14 protein-coding genes are annotated in these 14,604 nt (G+C 64.9%); 9 read left to right on the top strand and 5 right to left on the bottom strand.

Annotated features, from left to right (window positions below; genetic code table 11):
- Positions 1-6: 6 nt before the first annotated feature.
- Genes C9990_RS03235 through nrdR form a run of 3 tightly spaced genes read right to left on the bottom strand, consistent with a single transcriptional unit; the run spans position 7 to position 2,314 of the window.
- Complete coding sequence (locus C9990_RS03235) at positions 7-669, bottom strand: riboflavin synthase (RefSeq protein WP_065909971.1); 663 nt, start codon at positions 667-669, stop codon at positions 7-9.
- 47 nt (positions 670-716) lie between these two features.
- On the bottom strand, positions 717-1,853 hold the full coding sequence (gene ribD, locus C9990_RS03230; RefSeq protein WP_106802511.1) for a bifunctional diaminohydroxyphosphoribosylaminopyrimidine deaminase/5-amino-6-(5-phosphoribosylamino)uracil reductase RibD: 1,137 nt from the start codon (positions 1,851-1,853) through the stop codon (positions 717-719).
- On the bottom strand, positions 1,850-2,314 hold the full coding sequence (nrdR, locus tag C9990_RS03225; RefSeq protein WP_016978538.1) for a transcriptional regulator NrdR: 465 nt from the start codon (positions 2,312-2,314) through the stop codon (positions 1,850-1,852). Before nrdR ends, ribD begins: the two co-directional genes overlap by 4 nt.
- Before the next feature lie 139 nt (positions 2,315-2,453).
- On the opposite strand from nrdR, the gene C9990_RS03220 reads away from it, so the two are divergent.
- The 3 genes from C9990_RS03220 to trxA all read left to right on the top strand — a co-directional run bounded on the left by C9990_RS03220 (position 2,454) and on the right by trxA (position 4,551).
- Complete coding sequence (locus C9990_RS03220; protein ID WP_065909967.1) at positions 2,454-2,909, top strand: YbaY family lipoprotein; 456 nt, start codon at positions 2,454-2,456, stop codon at positions 2,907-2,909.
- Positions 2,906-3,562 carry a methyltransferase gene (locus C9990_RS03215; RefSeq protein WP_106802510.1) on the top strand — a complete coding sequence of 219 codons (657 nt, stop codon included), beginning with the start codon at positions 2,906-2,908 and terminating at the stop codon, positions 3,560-3,562. The genes C9990_RS03220 and C9990_RS03215 overlap by 4 nt, the downstream gene beginning before the upstream one ends.
- A gap of 116 nt (positions 3,563-3,678) precedes the next feature.
- Positions 3,679-4,551 carry a thioredoxin gene (gene trxA / locus C9990_RS03210; RefSeq protein ID WP_065909965.1) on the top strand — a complete coding sequence of 291 codons (873 nt, stop codon included), beginning with the start codon at positions 3,679-3,681 and terminating at the stop codon, positions 4,549-4,551.
- Here the strand turns inward: trxA and C9990_RS03205 are convergent.
- Complete coding sequence (locus C9990_RS03205) at positions 4,548-4,895, bottom strand: hypothetical protein (RefSeq protein WP_106802509.1); 348 nt, start codon at positions 4,893-4,895, stop codon at positions 4,548-4,550. The genes trxA and C9990_RS03205 overlap by 4 nt on opposite strands.
- Before the next feature lie 131 nt (positions 4,896-5,026).
- Here C9990_RS03205 and C9990_RS03200 point away from each other — a divergent pair, with 131 nt between their 5' ends.
- The 5 genes from C9990_RS03200 to C9990_RS03180 all read left to right on the top strand — a co-directional run bounded on the left by C9990_RS03200 (position 5,027) and on the right by C9990_RS03180 (position 9,075).
- On the top strand, positions 5,027-5,629 hold the full coding sequence (locus C9990_RS03200; RefSeq protein WP_106802508.1) for a DUF2796 domain-containing protein: 603 nt from the start codon (positions 5,027-5,029) through the stop codon (positions 5,627-5,629).
- A gap of 150 nt (positions 5,630-5,779) precedes the next feature.
- On the top strand, positions 5,780-6,490 hold the full coding sequence (locus C9990_RS03195) for an ABC transporter ATP-binding protein (protein ID WP_106802507.1): 711 nt from the start codon (positions 5,780-5,782) through the stop codon (positions 6,488-6,490).
- Position 6,491: 1 nt separating this feature from the next.
- Positions 6,492-7,757 (top strand): ABC transporter permease, encoded by a 1,266-nt coding sequence (locus C9990_RS03190; protein WP_065909957.1) that lies wholly within the window; start codon positions 6,492-6,494, stop codon positions 7,755-7,757.
- 11 nt (positions 7,758-7,768) lie between these two features.
- On the top strand, positions 7,769-8,281 hold the full coding sequence (locus tag C9990_RS03185; RefSeq protein WP_106802506.1) for a DUF3299 domain-containing protein: 513 nt from the start codon (positions 7,769-7,771) through the stop codon (positions 8,279-8,281).
- Between the two features lie 95 nt (positions 8,282-8,376).
- Positions 8,377-9,075, top strand: a complete 699-nt coding sequence (locus C9990_RS03180; protein WP_106802505.1) for an OmpW family protein — start codon at positions 8,377-8,379, stop codon at positions 9,073-9,075.
- A gap of 166 nt (positions 9,076-9,241) precedes the next feature.
- Here C9990_RS03180 and C9990_RS03175 read toward each other — a convergent pair whose 3' ends face one another.
- Positions 9,242-10,126: a sugar nucleotide-binding protein gene (locus C9990_RS03175; protein ID WP_083221509.1), complete on the bottom strand. Its 885-nt coding sequence runs from the start codon at positions 10,124-10,126 to the stop codon at positions 9,242-9,244.
- A 166-nt stretch (positions 10,127-10,292) separates the two neighbouring features.
- Here C9990_RS03175 and C9990_RS03170 point away from each other — a divergent pair, with 166 nt between their 5' ends.
- A complete protein-coding gene (locus C9990_RS03170; RefSeq protein ID WP_106802504.1) occupies positions 10,293-14,540 on the top strand; it encodes a DEAD/DEAH box helicase in 4,248 nt (1,415 codons plus the stop codon).
- Positions 14,541-14,604 lie beyond the last annotated feature (64 nt).

The raw sequence follows: 14,604 nt of genomic DNA, 5'->3' as shown, positions 1-14,604 counted from the left end.
CCTTGGTCAGGATTTCAGGTAGCCGTTAGCGGCCAGAAAACTTTCAGTGATGTTCCCGGCAGTTGGCTCTGCGGCCTTATCGCCCAACAACAGGCGCTCCAGGTAACGGGCAAGCAAGTCGACTTCCAGGTTCACCCGGCGACCCGGCTGGTAGGACGCCATGATGGTTTCGCTGAGGGTGTGGGGAATAATCGTCAGTTCGAATTCGGCGCCATTCACGGCGTTCACGGTCAGGCTGGTGCCGTCGACGGTGATCGAGCCTTTGTGGGCGATGTACTTGGCCAGCTCTTTCGGCGCGCGGATGCGAAATTCCACGGCACGCGCGTTTTCGCTGCGGGCAACCACTTCGCCGACGCCGTCGACGTGGCCGCTGACCAGATGGCCACCGAGGCGGGTGGTCGGGGTCAGGGCTTTTTCCAGATTGACCGGGCTGCCGGCCTTCAGGTCGTTCATCGCGGTGCAGTCCAGGGTTTCCCGGCTGACATCGGCGGCAAAGCCGTTGCCCGGCAGTTCGATGACGGTCAGGCACACGCCGCTGACGGCGATGCTGTCGCCCAGCTTGACGTCGCCGAGGTCGAGCTTGCCGGTTTCAACCAGCAGGCGCACGTCGCCGCCTTTGGGGGTCATGGCGCGGATGCTGCCGATGGATTCGATAATGCCGGTGAACATGGCCTTCTCCTGGAAAACGGTGCGGGCACTTGAGCGCCCGGTCAGAATTATACGCTCGCGGGTGGAAGCGGGACGGCAGTGACTCGCCAGTCGTCGCCTACCGCGCGCATTTCAGTGATCTTGAGTTGGGGGGCGTCGGCCAGTTTCTCAAGCGGCCAGTCCAGCAAAGGCCGCGCGGCGGAGCCAAGGAACTTGCCGGCGACGAAAATCACATACTCGTCGACCAGCCCCTGCTGGGCAAACGCACCGGCCAGGCTCGGGCCGGCCTCCACCAACACTTCGTTGACGCCACGGGCGGCCAGCGCCACCAGTGCCGAGCGCAGGTCGACCTGACCGTCCACGCCCGGCACCACCAGGCACTCGGGCCCGCGCGGAAACTGGTTTTCCGGGGTCACGCAGGTGATCACCAGCGCGGGGCCCGCCTTGAAGAATGGCGCATTGAGCGGCACCCGCAGGCGCCCGTCGATCAACACGCGCAGCGGCGGGCGCGACAGGGCGAGTGCCGTAGTGTCTTCATCCAGGCCCAGCTCAGCGGCGCGCACGGTTAGGCGTGCGCCGTCGGCCAGCACTGTGTCGGCGCCCGTCAGCACCACGCTGGCCTCGGCGCGCAGACGCTGCACGGCGGCGCGGGCAGCCGGGCCGGTGATCCATTGGCTTTCGCCGCTGGCCATCGCGGTGCGACCGTCGAGGCTCATCGCCAGCTTGACCCGCACAAAGGGCAGGCCATGCTCCATGCGTTTGAGAAACCCGGGGTTCAGCGCACGCGCTTGTGCCTCGAGCACACCGCTGTGCACCTCGATACCCGCCTGAGCCAGGCGCTGCATGCCCCGCCCGGCCACTTCCGGGTTAGGGTCCTGCATTCCGGCGACCACCCGCGCGACGCCGGCGCTCACCAGTGCGTCGGCACACGGCGGCGTGCGGCCATGGTGGCTGCAAGGTTCGAGGGTCACGTACACGGTGGCGCCGCGCGCCTTGTCACCGGCGGCGCGCAGGGCGTTGGGCTCCGCATGCGGTTCGCCGGTGCGTTCATGCCAGCCTTCGCCGACCACCTGCCCATCGCGCACAATCACGCAGCCGACCCGAGGATTGGGATGGGTGGTGTACAGGCCCTTGCGCGCCAATTCGAGGGCGCGGGCCATGTAATGGGCGTCGAGGACGGCCTGTTCAGCAGAAGGTGGGTTCATTCTTTGACCGGCTCACGGGCCAGGCGGTCGATCTCTTCGCGGAACTCATTGAGGTCCTGGAAGCGTCGATACACCGAAGCGAAACGGATATAGGCGACTTCGTCGAGCTTTTGCAGCTCGCCCATCACCAACTCTCCAACCACCAGGCTCTTGACCTCGCGCTCGCCGGTCGCACGCAGCTTGTGCTTGATATGCACCAGCGCCGCTTCCAGCCGCTCGACACTCACCGGGCGTTTTTCCAGGGCGCGCTGCATACCGGCGCGCAGTTTTTCTTCGTCGAAGGGCTGGCGGCTGCCGTCGGACTTGATCAGCCGTGGCAACACCAGTTCGGCGGTTTCAAAGGTGGTGAAACGTTCACCGCAGGCCAGGCATTCGCGCCGGCGACGCACTTGATCGCCCTCGGCGACCAGACGCGAGTCAATGACCTTGGTGTCGTTGGCACCGCAGAAGGGACAGTGCATGGTGGCAGGCAACAAAAAAAGGGAGGGCCATGGTAGCGCATCCCCGTGGCAAGACAAGCCATAGCCTTTACGGTATATAGGCTGACTATTATGTTTCATATTTTTTAAGCCACGGATTTTGTCCTTTCTGGAGCCGTACATGCAGTTACGACCACTTGTTTTGCTTACCCTGTTCAGTTTCCTGGTCGCCTGCAGCAGCGAAGCCCCCAAGCCGGCCGCGCCTCAACCCACGCCCGCGCAAGAGAAAAAAGTCCCAGGCATCGAGGACCTCGGCCCCCTGCCCGCCTACCAGCGTGAAATCAGCGGCAGCCTGACCAACGTGCCCGCCGGCGCCGAAGTCGAGATGGCGCTGCTGGTCATCGATGACCGTTCGCGCCCGCAACAACTGCTGGCCAGCAGTGTGTTGACCGGCAACGGCCAGCCGCTCGCCTTCCGCCTGCGCTACAACCCCGAAGCCTTCCCGGCCGGTGCGCGGGTTGAATTGCGCGGTCGCGCCAGCCAGTCCGGCCAGTTGATCCTGCACCTGCCCGCCGTGCGCATCACCCAGCCGATCACCCAGACCACCGGCCCCCTGCAACTCGTCAAGGCCCCATGACGCCACCGCTGGACCTGCAAGCCGCGCTGAGCGAGCTGATCGGCGACGCGCACTTGGTGCCCTGCCGTTTGCCGGGCACCGAGTTGTCGTTGTGGTTGCTTGACGCCGACAACATGGACCGCGCTTTCAGCCCCGAAGAAACCCGGCGCATCCTGCACGAGCCGCCTTACTGGAGCTTTTGCTGGGCCAGCGGCCTGGCTCTGGCACGCTACCTGGCGGCGAACCCGCAATGGGTTGCGGGAAAACGCGTGCTCGACTTCGGCGCCGGCTCCGGTGTGGCCGCGATTGCGGCGCTCAAGGCCGGAGCGCTGGAAGTGGTGGCCTGCGATCTGGATCCGCTGGCGTTGGCGTCCTGCCGGGCGAATGCCGAACTCAATGGTGTAGAGCTGAGCTACTCGGCGGACTTTTTCGCCGAAGCCGACCGCTTCGACCTGATCCTGGTCGCCGACGTCCTCTATGATCGGGCCAACCTGCCGCTGCTGGACCAGTTCCTGAGCCGAGGCCGCGAAGCGTTGGTGGCGGATTCGCGCGTGCGCGATTTCCAGCATCCGGATTACCGGCGGCTGGAGATCCTGGATGCGCTGACGTTGCCGGATTTGGCCGAGCCTTGGGAGTTTCGCAAGGTGAGCCTGTACCATTCGCGGCGTTCTTGAGGCCATCGCCGGCAAGCCAGCGCCTGCAGGTGAGCGCATTCGCCTGCTGGACACGCTTTCAGCCAATCGCGCCAGCCCTTATAGTTGCCCCATTCCCGCTTTATTCGAGACGCCCCATGAGTGAGCCCACGCCGTACATCTTCGATGTCACCACCGCCAACTTTGATCAGGCAGTGATCCAGAACTCCTTCGAAAAACCCGTGCTGGTGGATTTCTGGGCCGAGTGGTGCGCGCCGTGCAAGGCGCTGATGCCGATGCTCGCGCAGATCGCCGAGAGCTATCAGGGCGAGTTGCTGCTGGCCAAGGTCGATTGCGATGCCGAGCAGGATATCGTCGCGCGGTTTGGCATTCGCAGCCTGCCGACCGTGGTGCTGTTCAAGGATGGCCAGCCGGTCGACGGATTCGCCGGGGCGCAGCCGGAGTCGGCGGTGCGGGCGATGCTGGAGCCGCATGTGCAGATGCCACCACCGGCCGCGGCAGATCCGCTGGAGCAGGCCCAGGCGCTGTTTGCCGACGGCCGCATCAGCGATGCCGAAGCGGTGCTGGTGGCGCTGCTGGGCGAGGACAATACCAACGCCGCGGCGTTGATCCTGTATGCGCGCTGCCTGGCCGAGCGCGGTGAGCTGGGTGAAGCCCAGACTGTGCTGGACGCGGTCAAGAGCGACGATCACAAGGCCGCCCTCGCCGGCGCCAAGGCGCAAATCACCTTCCTGCGCCAGGCCGCCGACCTGCCGGACGCTGCCGACTTGAAAAGCCGCCTGGCGCAAGACCCGCAGGACGACGAAGCGGCTTATCAACTGGCCATCCAGCAACTGGCGCGCCAGCAGTACGACGCGGCGCTCGAAGGCTTGCTCAAGCTGTTTATCCGCAACCGCAGCTACAGCGAAGGCTTGCCGCACAAGACCTTGCTGCAGGTGTTCGAACTGCTGGGCAATGATCACCCGCTGGTGACCGCGTACCGCCGCAAGCTGTTTGCCGCGCTGTACTAATCGCCGATCCAACTGTACAGCGGCGTATCCCCGCCGCTGCTCACCTTGACCTTGGCACTATGGCGCAGGCGCACCAGCAGGCGCTTGCCCGCCGACGCGTCGCCCGCCAAACCTTCAAGCTGGTCGAGCAACTCCAGGCCGTTCAGTTGGCCGGCGTTGCGCAGCAGGTCCTGGGCGCCCTGCCACTGGTCGTCATTGTGCTTGGCCGGCGCCACCGGCGCGGCGGCCGCACTCGTCACGGGCGCAGCCTGCAACTGCGCGCCGAGTCGCGCCCAATCGCCGTCATCCAGTTCCAGCGTCAAGTCCACCGGCAGGTCGCCGACGGTTCCACGAATTCGCAACATCGTCCTTACTCCTGCACTTTTCTGACGGGCATGCTCCCATGCGGCTTGCGCAACGCCAAGCGGGCGGTCAAACTCTCGGCACTATTGTTATAAGATCACATAACAAAACTTTCATGTTCTGGAGCTTTCTCATGCGCCGTCTGCTGCTTGCTTTGCCGTTTGCCCTGTTGCCACTCGCCATCGCCCATGCTGCCGACGAGCACGACCATGAACACGAGCACGGTAGCCTGGGTGCCCACGAACACGGCGTCGGTCGCCTCAATGCCGTACTCGATGGCCAGGCCCTGGAGCTTGAGCTGGACAGCCCGGCGATGAACCTGGTGGGCTTCGAACACCAGGCCTCTACCCCCGCAGACAAGGCCAAGGTCGCCGCTGCACGCAAGCAGCTGGAAAACCCTATCGCCCTGTTCAACCTGCCCAAAAGTGCCGGTTGCGTCGTGAGCACCCAGGAACTCAACAGCCCACTGTTCGGCGACAAACCCGAAGTTGACCACGACGACGATGATGACGATCACGACGCCAAAGACGGCGCCCACGAACATCATCATGACCACAGCGAAATCCACGCGCATTACCAATTCACCTGCGCCACGCCGACAGCCCTGAGCAACCTGGACCTGAGCCAGGTGTTCAAGACCTTCCCTGCCACGCAGAAAATCCAGGTACAACTGATTGGCCCGAGTGGCCAGCAAGGTGTGGAAGCGACGGCACAGGCAGCTACCCTGAAATTTTGAGTTCATGCCTCAGTCAAGGTGGAAGCTGGCTTGCCTGCGATAGCATCGACGCGGTGTTTCTGCCACACCGCGTCGCTTGCATCGCAGGCAAGCCAGCTCCCACACTCGATCGGTGTCATCATCCAAATCAAACCAGACCACTGACTCCCCATGACCCAAGCGTTAATCGAACTGTCTGACCTGGGCTTCAACTGGCCCGGCCACCCACGGTTGCTGGACATCCCCGCGTTCCGCCTGGAAGCAGGGGAAACCCTGTTTCTCAAGGGCCCGAGTGGCAGTGGCAAAACCACCTTGCTCGGCCTGCTCGGCGGCGTGCAGAAGCCCAGCCGCGGCAGCATTCGCCTGCTCGGCCAGGAGCTGACCGAACTCTCGGCCGGCGCCCGCGACCGCTTTCGCGTCGACCATACCGGCTACATCTTCCAGCAGTTCAACTTGCTGCCGTTCCTGTCGGTGCGCGAAAACGTCGAGCTGCCCTGCCACTTTTCCAAGCTGCGTGCGCAGCGGGCGATCCAGCGCCACGGCAGTGTCGACCAGGCCGCTGCCACCCTGCTCGCGCACCTGGGCTTGAAGGACCGGGACTTGCTGGAGCGCCGCGCCGACTCGCTGTCGATCGGCCAGCAACAACGCGTTGCCGCCGCCCGTGCGTTGATCGGCCAGCCAGAATTGGTGATCGCCGACGAGCCCACCTCGGCCCTGGACTACGACGCCCGCGAAGCCTTCATCCAGTTGCTGTTCGCCGAATGCCGCGAGGCCGGCGCCAGCCTGTTGTTTGTCAGCCATGACCAGAGCCTGGCGCCGCTGTTCGACCGCAACCTGTCGCTGGCCGAACTCAATCGCGCCGCCACGCCCGCAGAGGTTTGAGATGTATTTGTTCCGTCTAGCCATGGCCAGCCTGGCGAACCGCCGCTTTACTGCGATCCTCACCGCCTTCGCCATCGCCTTGTCGGTGTGCCTGCTGCTGGCGGTGGAACGCGTGCGCGTTGAGGCGCGCAACAGCTTTGCCAGCACCATCAGCGGCACCGACCTGATCGTCGGCGCGCGCTCCGGCTCGGTCAACCTGCTGCTCTACTCGGTGTTTCGCATCGGCAACGCCACCAACAACATCCGCTGGGACAGCTACGAGCACTTCGCCGCCAGCCCCCAGGTGAAATGGGCCATCCCGATTTCCCTGGGCGACTCCCACCGCGGCTACCGCGTAATGGGCACCAACGAATCCTACTTCGAGCACTACCAGTACGGCCGCAAGCAGAACCTTGAACTGGCCAGCGGCCGCGCCTTCGCCACTGACCCGTTCGAGGTGGTGCTCGGCGCCGAAGTCGCCGATGCGCTGCATTACAAGCTCGGCGACAAGCTGGTACTGGCCCACGGCGTGGCAGTGGTCAGCCTGGTGAAACACGATGACAAGCCGTTCACCGTGGTCGGCATCCTCAAGCGTACCGGCACACCGGTGGACCGTACGCTGCATATCAGCCTGGGCGGCATGGAAGCGATCCACATCGACTGGCACAACGGCGTGCCTGCCCAGGGCAAAGGCCGCATCAGCGCCGACCAGGCGCGCAACATGGACCTCACCCCGCAGGCCATCACCGCGTTCATGCTCGGCCTGAACAACAAGATTTCCACTTTCGCGCTGCAACGCGAGATCAACGAGTTCCGTGGCGAGCCGATGTTGGCGATCCTGCCGGGCGTGGCGCTGCAGGAGCTGTGGAGCATGATGGGCACCGCCGAAAAAGCCTTGTTCGTGATCTCGCTGTTCGTGGTGCTGACCGGGCTGATCGGCATGCTCACGGCGATCCTCACCAGCCTCAACGAACGCCGCCGCGAAATGGCGATCCTGCGTTCGGTGGGCGCACGGCCCTGGCATATCGCGACCTTGCTGATCTTCGAAGCCTTCGCGCTGGCCTTGTCCGGCGTGATCGCGGGGGTCGGCCTGCTGTACGTGTGCATCGCCGCGTCGCGCGGGTATCTGCAGGCCAATTACGGCCTGGACCTGCCGATGTCGTGGCCGAGCGAATATGAATGGACGCTGCTGGCCGGTATCCTCGGTGCAGCGCTGTTGATGGGCAGCGTGCCCGCGTGGCGCGCCTATCGACAATCCCTGGCCGATGGCCTGTCCATACGTTTATGAGGAAGGCTTTGATGCGTCGCGTCCTGTTTGCACTGTTTCTGCTGATGGCCCTGCCGGCCTGGGCCGCTGAGCCTAAAGAGCTGACCTGGTCGGAGCTGATCCCGCCGGATGCCGAACCGGAAATACCGAACATGCAGCCGCTGCACAACTTGTCCGGGATGGCCGACGCGCTGGAGTCGGCGCCAGCGGCCAAGCAGGAAATGCCCCACGCGCCGGTGGTACAGGGCCTCGATGGCCAGCATATTCGTCTGCCGGGGTATATCGTGCCGCTGGAAGTCAGCGAAGCAGGCCGCACCACCGAGTTCTTGCTGGTGCCGTATTTCGGCGCGTGCATCCATGTGCCACCGCCGCCGTCGAACCAGATCGTGCATGTGAAAAGCGAAGTCGGCGTGAAGCTCGATGAGCTCTACCAGCCGTACTGGATCGAAGGCGCGATGCAGGTCAAACCGTCCACCAGCGAGCTGGCCGACGCCGGTTACCAGATGGACGCCGAGAAGATTTACATCTACGAACTGCCGCAATAGCGCTGATCGACCTTTCATTGAGCTGAGTCAAAAGATCGAGCGGAACGATCTTTACCATTGGACGTACAACTTTTAAACGTCCTTTTGGAGCTCCCATGAACAAGTCTCTGCTCGGCGCGTCCCTCTTCGCGCTCGCCCTCGCCGCCCCGGTCGTCCACGCTCACGAAGCGGGCGATATTCTGGTGCGCGCCGGTGCAATCACCGTGAACCCGAAAGCCGACAGCGGTCACGTGAAGGTTGACCAGGGTCCATTGGCGGGCACCAACCTGGGCGGCAAGGCGACCATGAGCAGCGACACCCAGCTGGGCTTGAACTTTGCCTACATGCTGACCAACCACGTGGGTATCGAGCTGCTGGCGGCCACCCCGTTCGAGCACGACGTGAAGATCAAAGGCACCGCCCTGAGCCCGGCCAACGGCAAGCTCGGCACCCTCAAACACCTGCCGCCGACCCTGAGCGTCGTGTACTACCCGCTGGACAACAAGTCTGCGTTTCAACCGTATGTGGGCGCCGGTATCAACTACACCTGGATCTACGACGAACACGTCGGCAGCCGCGCACAGGGCGAAGGCTTCAGCAACTTCAAGGCCGAGAACTCCTGGGGCTGGGCGGCGCAGATCGGCGCGGACTACATGATCAACGACAAGTGGATGATCAACGCCCAGGCGCGCTACATCGACATCAGCACCAAGGCGACCGTGGAAAACAACGCCGTGGCACCTGGCACTCGCGCCAAGGTAAACGTTGATGTGGACCCGATGGTGTACATGGTGGGCATCGGCTACAAGTTCTAACCCAGGTTCCACTCACGCTGCATAACCTATGTGGGAGCGGGCGGGTGCAGGAGCTGGCTTGCCTGCGATAGCATCGCCTCGGTGCAACTGACAGACCGAGGCGATTTTATCGCGGGCAAGCCCGGCTCCCACACCCGCCCGCTCCCACGTTGGTTTTGGGGTTGGGTCAGCCGTGCCGGTAGAACCGATCCAGCAACGCCGGCAACCCCGCCCGCCACGCCCGTGGCTTGATGCCGAAGGTGTGGAGGATTTTCTTGCAGGCCAGCACCGCGTGCTGCGGTTCGTCGCCGGCATCCGGCCGGGCCGCGTGGGCCTGGGCGGTGGGCGCTTCGATAGCCAGCGGGTGGAAGTTGCGCGCCTCGGTCAGGATCGCCTGGCCCAGCGCCAGCGGCGTGGTCGCCTCATGCCCGGCGTAGTGGTAAGTGCCCCACAGCGGCGCGGCACAATCGAGTTGCTTGAGCACCGAGATGATCACCCGCGCGGCGTCGTCCACCGGCGTCGGGTTGCCGCGACGGTCATCTGCCATCAGCAATTCATCCGGCTTCTCGGCCCGCGCGAGGAAGCGCCCGAGCGTGCCGTCGATGCTGTCATCCAGCAGCCAGCCAAAGCGCAGCAGCACATGTTGCGGGCACGTGGCGCGCACACTTTGCTCGATACGCCACAGCGCCTGGCCGCGCAGGCCCAAGGGCACCGGCTCGTCTTTTTCGCTGTAGGCGGTGGCGCGGGAGCCATCGAACACGCGGTAGCTGGACGGTTGCAGCAAGGTGATGTTGTGGTGCTGGCACAGTTCGGCCAGGCGTTCGATGGCGAACTCCTGGGCAGCCAGGCGGGTTTCGCTGACAGCCTCGGCCTGGAACCAGTCGAAATAGTAGGCGAGGTTGATCAACGCATCGGGACGGGTGTCGTCGAGCAATTGGGTGAGGCTTGCGGCATCCCAGCCGTCGGTGGGCGGTTTGGGTGCGAGGAAACCAATGTCTTCCTCTGCACCGAGGCGAATCAGCGCCTGCCCGAGGGCATTCCCGCCGCCCAGTAACATAAGGCGCATTCGCATAGATTGAGCAGGCCCGGTCTGTTTGGAACGATGGTTATTGTCGGCAGGCCCGTGAGCCAGCCGTAGGTGTATTCCAGAATCGTTGCATTTTGCGGGTTTGTAGCGCAACCGTCACGGATAAAGTGCGGGGGTTGCAACTTGACCTCATGGGTTGCATATAAGAGTCATGAACCTTCCCGAATCAACGGACACGGTATTGGACGGCTTCCACCCCGCCGTCAGCACCTGGTTCCGCAGCACCTTCCCTTCGGTGACCAGCGCGCAGGCCCAGGCATGGCCGCTGATCCGTCAACGCCGCTCGACCCTGATCGCCGCCCCCACCGGCTCGGGCAAGACGCTGACCGCGTTCCTGGCGGTGCTGGACGACCTCGTCCACCAGGGCCTGGCCCACGGCGGGCAACTGCCGGACGAAACGCTGGTGGTGTACGTGTCGCCGCTCAAGGCGCTGTCCAACGATATCCAGATCAACCTGCAAACCCCGCTGGCGGGGATCACCGAGCACCTGCAGGCCATGGACCTGCCGCCGCTGGTGATCCGCACCGCCGTACGCACCGGCGACACCCCGCAAAAAGACCGGGCGCTGATGCGCAAGCGCCCGCCGCATATCCTGGTGACCACCCCGGAATCGCTCTACGTCCTGCTGGGCTCGGACTCCGGCCGGCAAATGCTGGCCAGCACGCGCACGGTGATCGTCGATGAAATCCACGCGATCGCCGCCGGCAAGCGCGGTAGCCACCTGGCCCTGAGCCTGGAGCGCCTGCAGGGTTTATGCGGCGAACCGCTGACCCGCATCGGCCTGTCAGCCACGCAGAAACCTATCGAGGCCGTGTCGCGCTTTCTGGTCGGCACGGGCCGCTCGTGCGACATCGTCGACATCGGCCATGCCCGCCCCCGCGACCTGGATATCGAAGTGCCCCCGGTGCCGCTGTCGGCAGTGATGGCCAATGATGTCTGGGAGCTGGTCTACGATCGCCTCGCTGCGCTGGCCCGCGAACACCGCACCACGCTGATTTTCGTCAACACCCGGCGCCTGGCCGAGCGCCTGGCCCGGCACTTGAGCGAGCGCCTGGGCAAGAACGCTGTCGCCGCCCACCACGGCAGCCTGGCCAAGGAACTGCGCCTGGACGCCGAGCAACGGCTCAAGGCCGGCGCGCTGCAAGTGCTGATCGCCACCGCCTCGCTGGAGCTGGGGATTGATATCGGTGACGTCGACCTGGTGTGCCAGATCGGCTCGCCAGGATCCATCAACGGCTTTCTGCAACGGGTCGGGCGCTCCGGCCACCAGGTTGGCGGCACGCCCAAGGGCCGTCTGTTCGCCACCACCCGTGATGACCTGATCGAATGCGCCGCGCTGCTCGACTGCGTACGCCGGGGTGAACTAGACACGTTGCACATTCCCGTGGCGCCGCTGGACGTGCTGGCCCAGCAGATCATCGCCGAGGTCAGCGCCCAGGAGTGGTCGGAAGCGGCGCTGCTGGCGCTGATCCGCCGCGCCGCGCCATATGCAGAACTGGATCAGGGCCACTACCAGGCGCTGCTGCAGATGCTCGCCGACGGCTACAACGGTCGCCAGGGCATCCGCAGCGCCTACCTGCACCGCGACGCCGTGACCCATACCCTGCGCGGCCGCCGGGGCGCCCGGCTGACCGCCGTGACCAGCGGCGGCACCATCCCGGACAATGCCGACTACAGCGTGTTGCTGGAGCCGCAAAGCCTGAACATCGGCAGCGTCAACGAAGACTTCGCGGTGGAAAGTATCGCCGGGGATATCTTCCAGCTCGGTAATACGTCCTACAGGATTTTGCGGGTCGAGGCCGGCAAGGTGCGCGTCGAGGATGCCCACGGCCAGCCACCGACCATTCCGTTCTGGCTCGGCGAGGCACCGGGGCGCAGCCATGAATTGTCGGCGGCCGTGGCACGTTTGCAGGGGCAGTTGGACTCGCTGCTCAGCGCCAGCCCCGGTGACCTGCAACCGGCGCAGGACTGGCTCACCGACACCCTCGGCCTGAACCGCGCCAGCGCCGAACAGATCCTCGACTACCTGGCCCGTGCGCGCCTGGCACTCAGCGCGTTGCCGTCCCAGGACACGTTGATCATGGAGCGGTTTTTCGACGAGTCCGGCGGCACCCAACTGATCATCCACACGCCGTTCGGCAGCCGCATCAACCGCGCCTGGGGCCTGGCCCTGCGCAAGCGTTTTTGCCGTACGTTCAACTTCGAGCTGCAGGCGGCGGCCAGCGAAAATGCCATCGTGCTGTCGCTGTCCACCAGCCACAGTTTCGAGCTGGACGAAGTGTGGCGCTATCTCAACAGCCACAGCGCCGAACACCTGCTGATCCAGGCGGTGCTGGACGCGCCGCTGTTCGGCGTGCGCTGGCGCTGGAATGCCGGCGTGGCCCTGGCGCTGCCGCGTTATACCGGCGGGCGCAAGGTCGCGCCGCAAATCCAGCGCATGAAGAGCGAAGACCTGATCGCCAGCGTGTTCCCCGACCAGATCGCCTGCCTGGAAAACCTTGCCGGCGAACGCGAAGTGCCCGCGCATCCGCTGGTGGAACAAACCCTCGATGACTGCCTGCACGAAGCCATGGACAGCGACGGTTGGCTGGCCCTGCTGCGGCGCATGGAGAGCGGCGACGTGCGCTTGATCAGCCGTGACCTGCCGGCGCCCTCGCCGATGGCCGCGGAAATCCTCAGCGCGCGCCCCTACACTTTTCTCGACGATGCGCCGCTGGAAGAACGCCGCACCCAGGCCGTGCTCAACCGGCGCTGGAGCGACCCGCAGAGCACCGACGACCTTGGCGCACTGGATGCGGACGCCATCGCCGGGGTCCGCGAAGAAGCCTGGCCTGCGCCCCATAGCCTGGATGAAATGCATGAGGCGTTGATGAGCCTGGCCTGCATCGCCGCTGACGAAGTCACGCCGCAATGGGCCGAGTGGCTGCACGCCTTGGCCAAGGGTGGGCGCGCCTCTGCATTGCACAACGGCCTGTGGGTAGCGGTCGAGCGCCTGAGCTGTTTGCAGGCAATTTATCCCAACGGCTTGCCGTTGCTCCCGGGCTTCGATGAGCCCTGGACCTACGACGAAGCGCTGGTGGAAGTGCTGCGCGCGCGCCTTGGCGGCTTCGGCCCGCTGACCTTGATCGAGATCGCCGCGCCCCTGGCCTTGCCGGTGGCTGATGTCACGCAGGCGTTGGCCCGCCTGGAGCAGGAAGGCTACGTGCTGCGTGGGCGTTTCAGCCCTGGCGCCGACGCAGAGCAATGGTGCGAACGCCACCTGCTGGCGCGCATTCATCGCTACACGGTCAAGCGCCTGCGCCGGGAAATCGAGCCGGTGGCGCTGCAGGACTTCATGCGTTTCCTGTTCGATTGGCAGCACTTGTCCGAGAGCACCCGAGGCCAGGGCAGCGCGATGTTGGCGCAGATCGTCGGCCAGTTCGAAGGCTACGCCGCTGCCACGTCCGCCTGGGACACTGATTTGCTCAGCGCGCGGCTCAAGGATTATTCCTCCACCTGGCTCGATGAGTTGTGCCGCAGCGGCAAGCTGGTGTGGACGCGCTTGAGCAACAAGGCCAGCGCCATCGCCCTGCGCAGCACGCCGGTGGTGCTGTTGCCGCGCAGCCAGGTGCCGCTGTGGAGCGGGCTGACCGAACCCACCGACAGCACGACGCTGTCGCCCAAGGCGCAGAAAGTCCACCTGGCCCTGCGCGAACATGGCGCGCTGTTTTTTGATGAGTTGGTGCACGAAGCCCACCTGCTGCGCAGCGAACTGGAAAGCGCCTTGCAGGAGTTGGTCGGTGCCGGCCTGGTGAATGCCGACAGTTTTGCCGGGCTGCGGGCGTTAACCACGCCGGCGAGCAAACGCCAGGCGCGCAGCAGCCGGCGCGGGCGTGGGGCGTTTGTCGGCGGCATGGACGATGCCGGGCGCTGGGCGCTGATCCGGCGCCCGGCGACCGCCGCCGGCGCGCACTCGGCAGAGACCTTGGAGCATGTGGCGATGACCTTGCTGCGCCGCTACGGCGTGGTGTTCTGGCGGCTGCTGGAGCGCGAGGCGGATTGGTTACCGAGCTGGCGCGAATTGCTGCGCACGTTCCATCGGCTGGAAGCGCGCGGGGAGATTCGCGGCGGGCGCTTTGTCAGTGGCTTGGCGGGGGAACAGTTTGCATTGCCGGAAGCGATCCCGCTGCTGCGTGAGGTGCGACGGCGCCCGCATGATGGGAGTCTGATTGCAGTGTGCGGGGCCGATCCGCTGAACCTGGTGGGCACCTTGTTGCCCGGCAGCAAAGTGCCGGCGGTCAGCGGCAATCGGATTGTGTACCGCGATGGGGTGCCGGCGGCGGTGATGGTCGCGGGCAAGCAGCAGGTGTTGCTGGAAGTGGACCCGCAGGCGGTGCAGGAGAAGTTGATCAGGCATTAGGGGGGGCCTGATCTGACGCCATCGCAGGTAAGCCAGCGCCCACATTTGTACGGGTTCACACGGT

Source organism: Pseudomonas sp. S5D5 (assembly GCF_003013355.1).
Lineage (GTDB): Bacteria > Pseudomonadota > Gammaproteobacteria > Pseudomonadales > Pseudomonadaceae > Aquipseudomonas > Aquipseudomonas aylmerensis.
Note: the sequence above shows the minus strand (reverse complement) of the source record. Positions and strands in the feature narration are given on the sequence as shown.

Bases quoted from the DNA above. Each gene is read 5' to 3' on its own strand.
- C9990_RS03215 (WP_106802510.1), top strand. From the start codon at position 2,906: ATGACGCCACCGCTGGACCTGCAAGCCGCGCTGAGCGAGCTGATCGGC.
- C9990_RS03185 (WP_106802506.1), top strand. From the start codon at position 7,769: ATGCGTCGCGTCCTGTTTGCACTGTTTCTGCTGATGGCCCTGCCGGCC.
- C9990_RS03200 (WP_106802508.1), top strand. From the start codon at position 5,027: ATGCGCCGTCTGCTGCTTGCTTTGCCGTTTGCCCTGTTGCCACTCGCC.
- C9990_RS03180 (WP_106802505.1), top strand. From the start codon at position 8,377: ATGAACAAGTCTCTGCTCGGCGCGTCCCTCTTCGCGCTCGCCCTCGCC.
- trxA (WP_065909965.1), top strand. From the start codon at position 3,679: ATGAGTGAGCCCACGCCGTACATCTTCGATGTCACCACCGCCAACTTT.
- C9990_RS03205 (WP_106802509.1), bottom strand. From the start codon at position 4,895: ATGTTGCGAATTCGTGGAACCGTCGGCGACCTGCCGGTGGACTTGACG.
- C9990_RS03235 (WP_065909971.1), bottom strand. From the start codon at position 669: ATGTTCACCGGCATTATCGAATCCATCGGCAGCATCCGCGCCATGACC.
- C9990_RS03220 (WP_065909967.1), top strand. From the start codon at position 2,454: ATGCAGTTACGACCACTTGTTTTGCTTACCCTGTTCAGTTTCCTGGTC.
- nrdR (WP_016978538.1), bottom strand. From the start codon at position 2,314: ATGCACTGTCCCTTCTGCGGTGCCAACGACACCAAGGTCATTGACTCG.
- ribD (WP_106802511.1), bottom strand. From the start codon at position 1,853: ATGAACCCACCTTCTGCTGAACAGGCCGTCCTCGACGCCCATTACATG.
- C9990_RS03190 (WP_065909957.1), top strand. From the start codon at position 6,492: ATGTATTTGTTCCGTCTAGCCATGGCCAGCCTGGCGAACCGCCGCTTT.
- C9990_RS03175 (WP_083221509.1), bottom strand. From the start codon at position 10,126: ATGCGAATGCGCCTTATGTTACTGGGCGGCGGGAATGCCCTCGGGCAG.
- C9990_RS03195 (WP_106802507.1), top strand. From the start codon at position 5,780: ATGACCCAAGCGTTAATCGAACTGTCTGACCTGGGCTTCAACTGGCCC.
- C9990_RS03170 (WP_106802504.1), top strand. From the start codon at position 10,293: ATGAACCTTCCCGAATCAACGGACACGGTATTGGACGGCTTCCACCCC.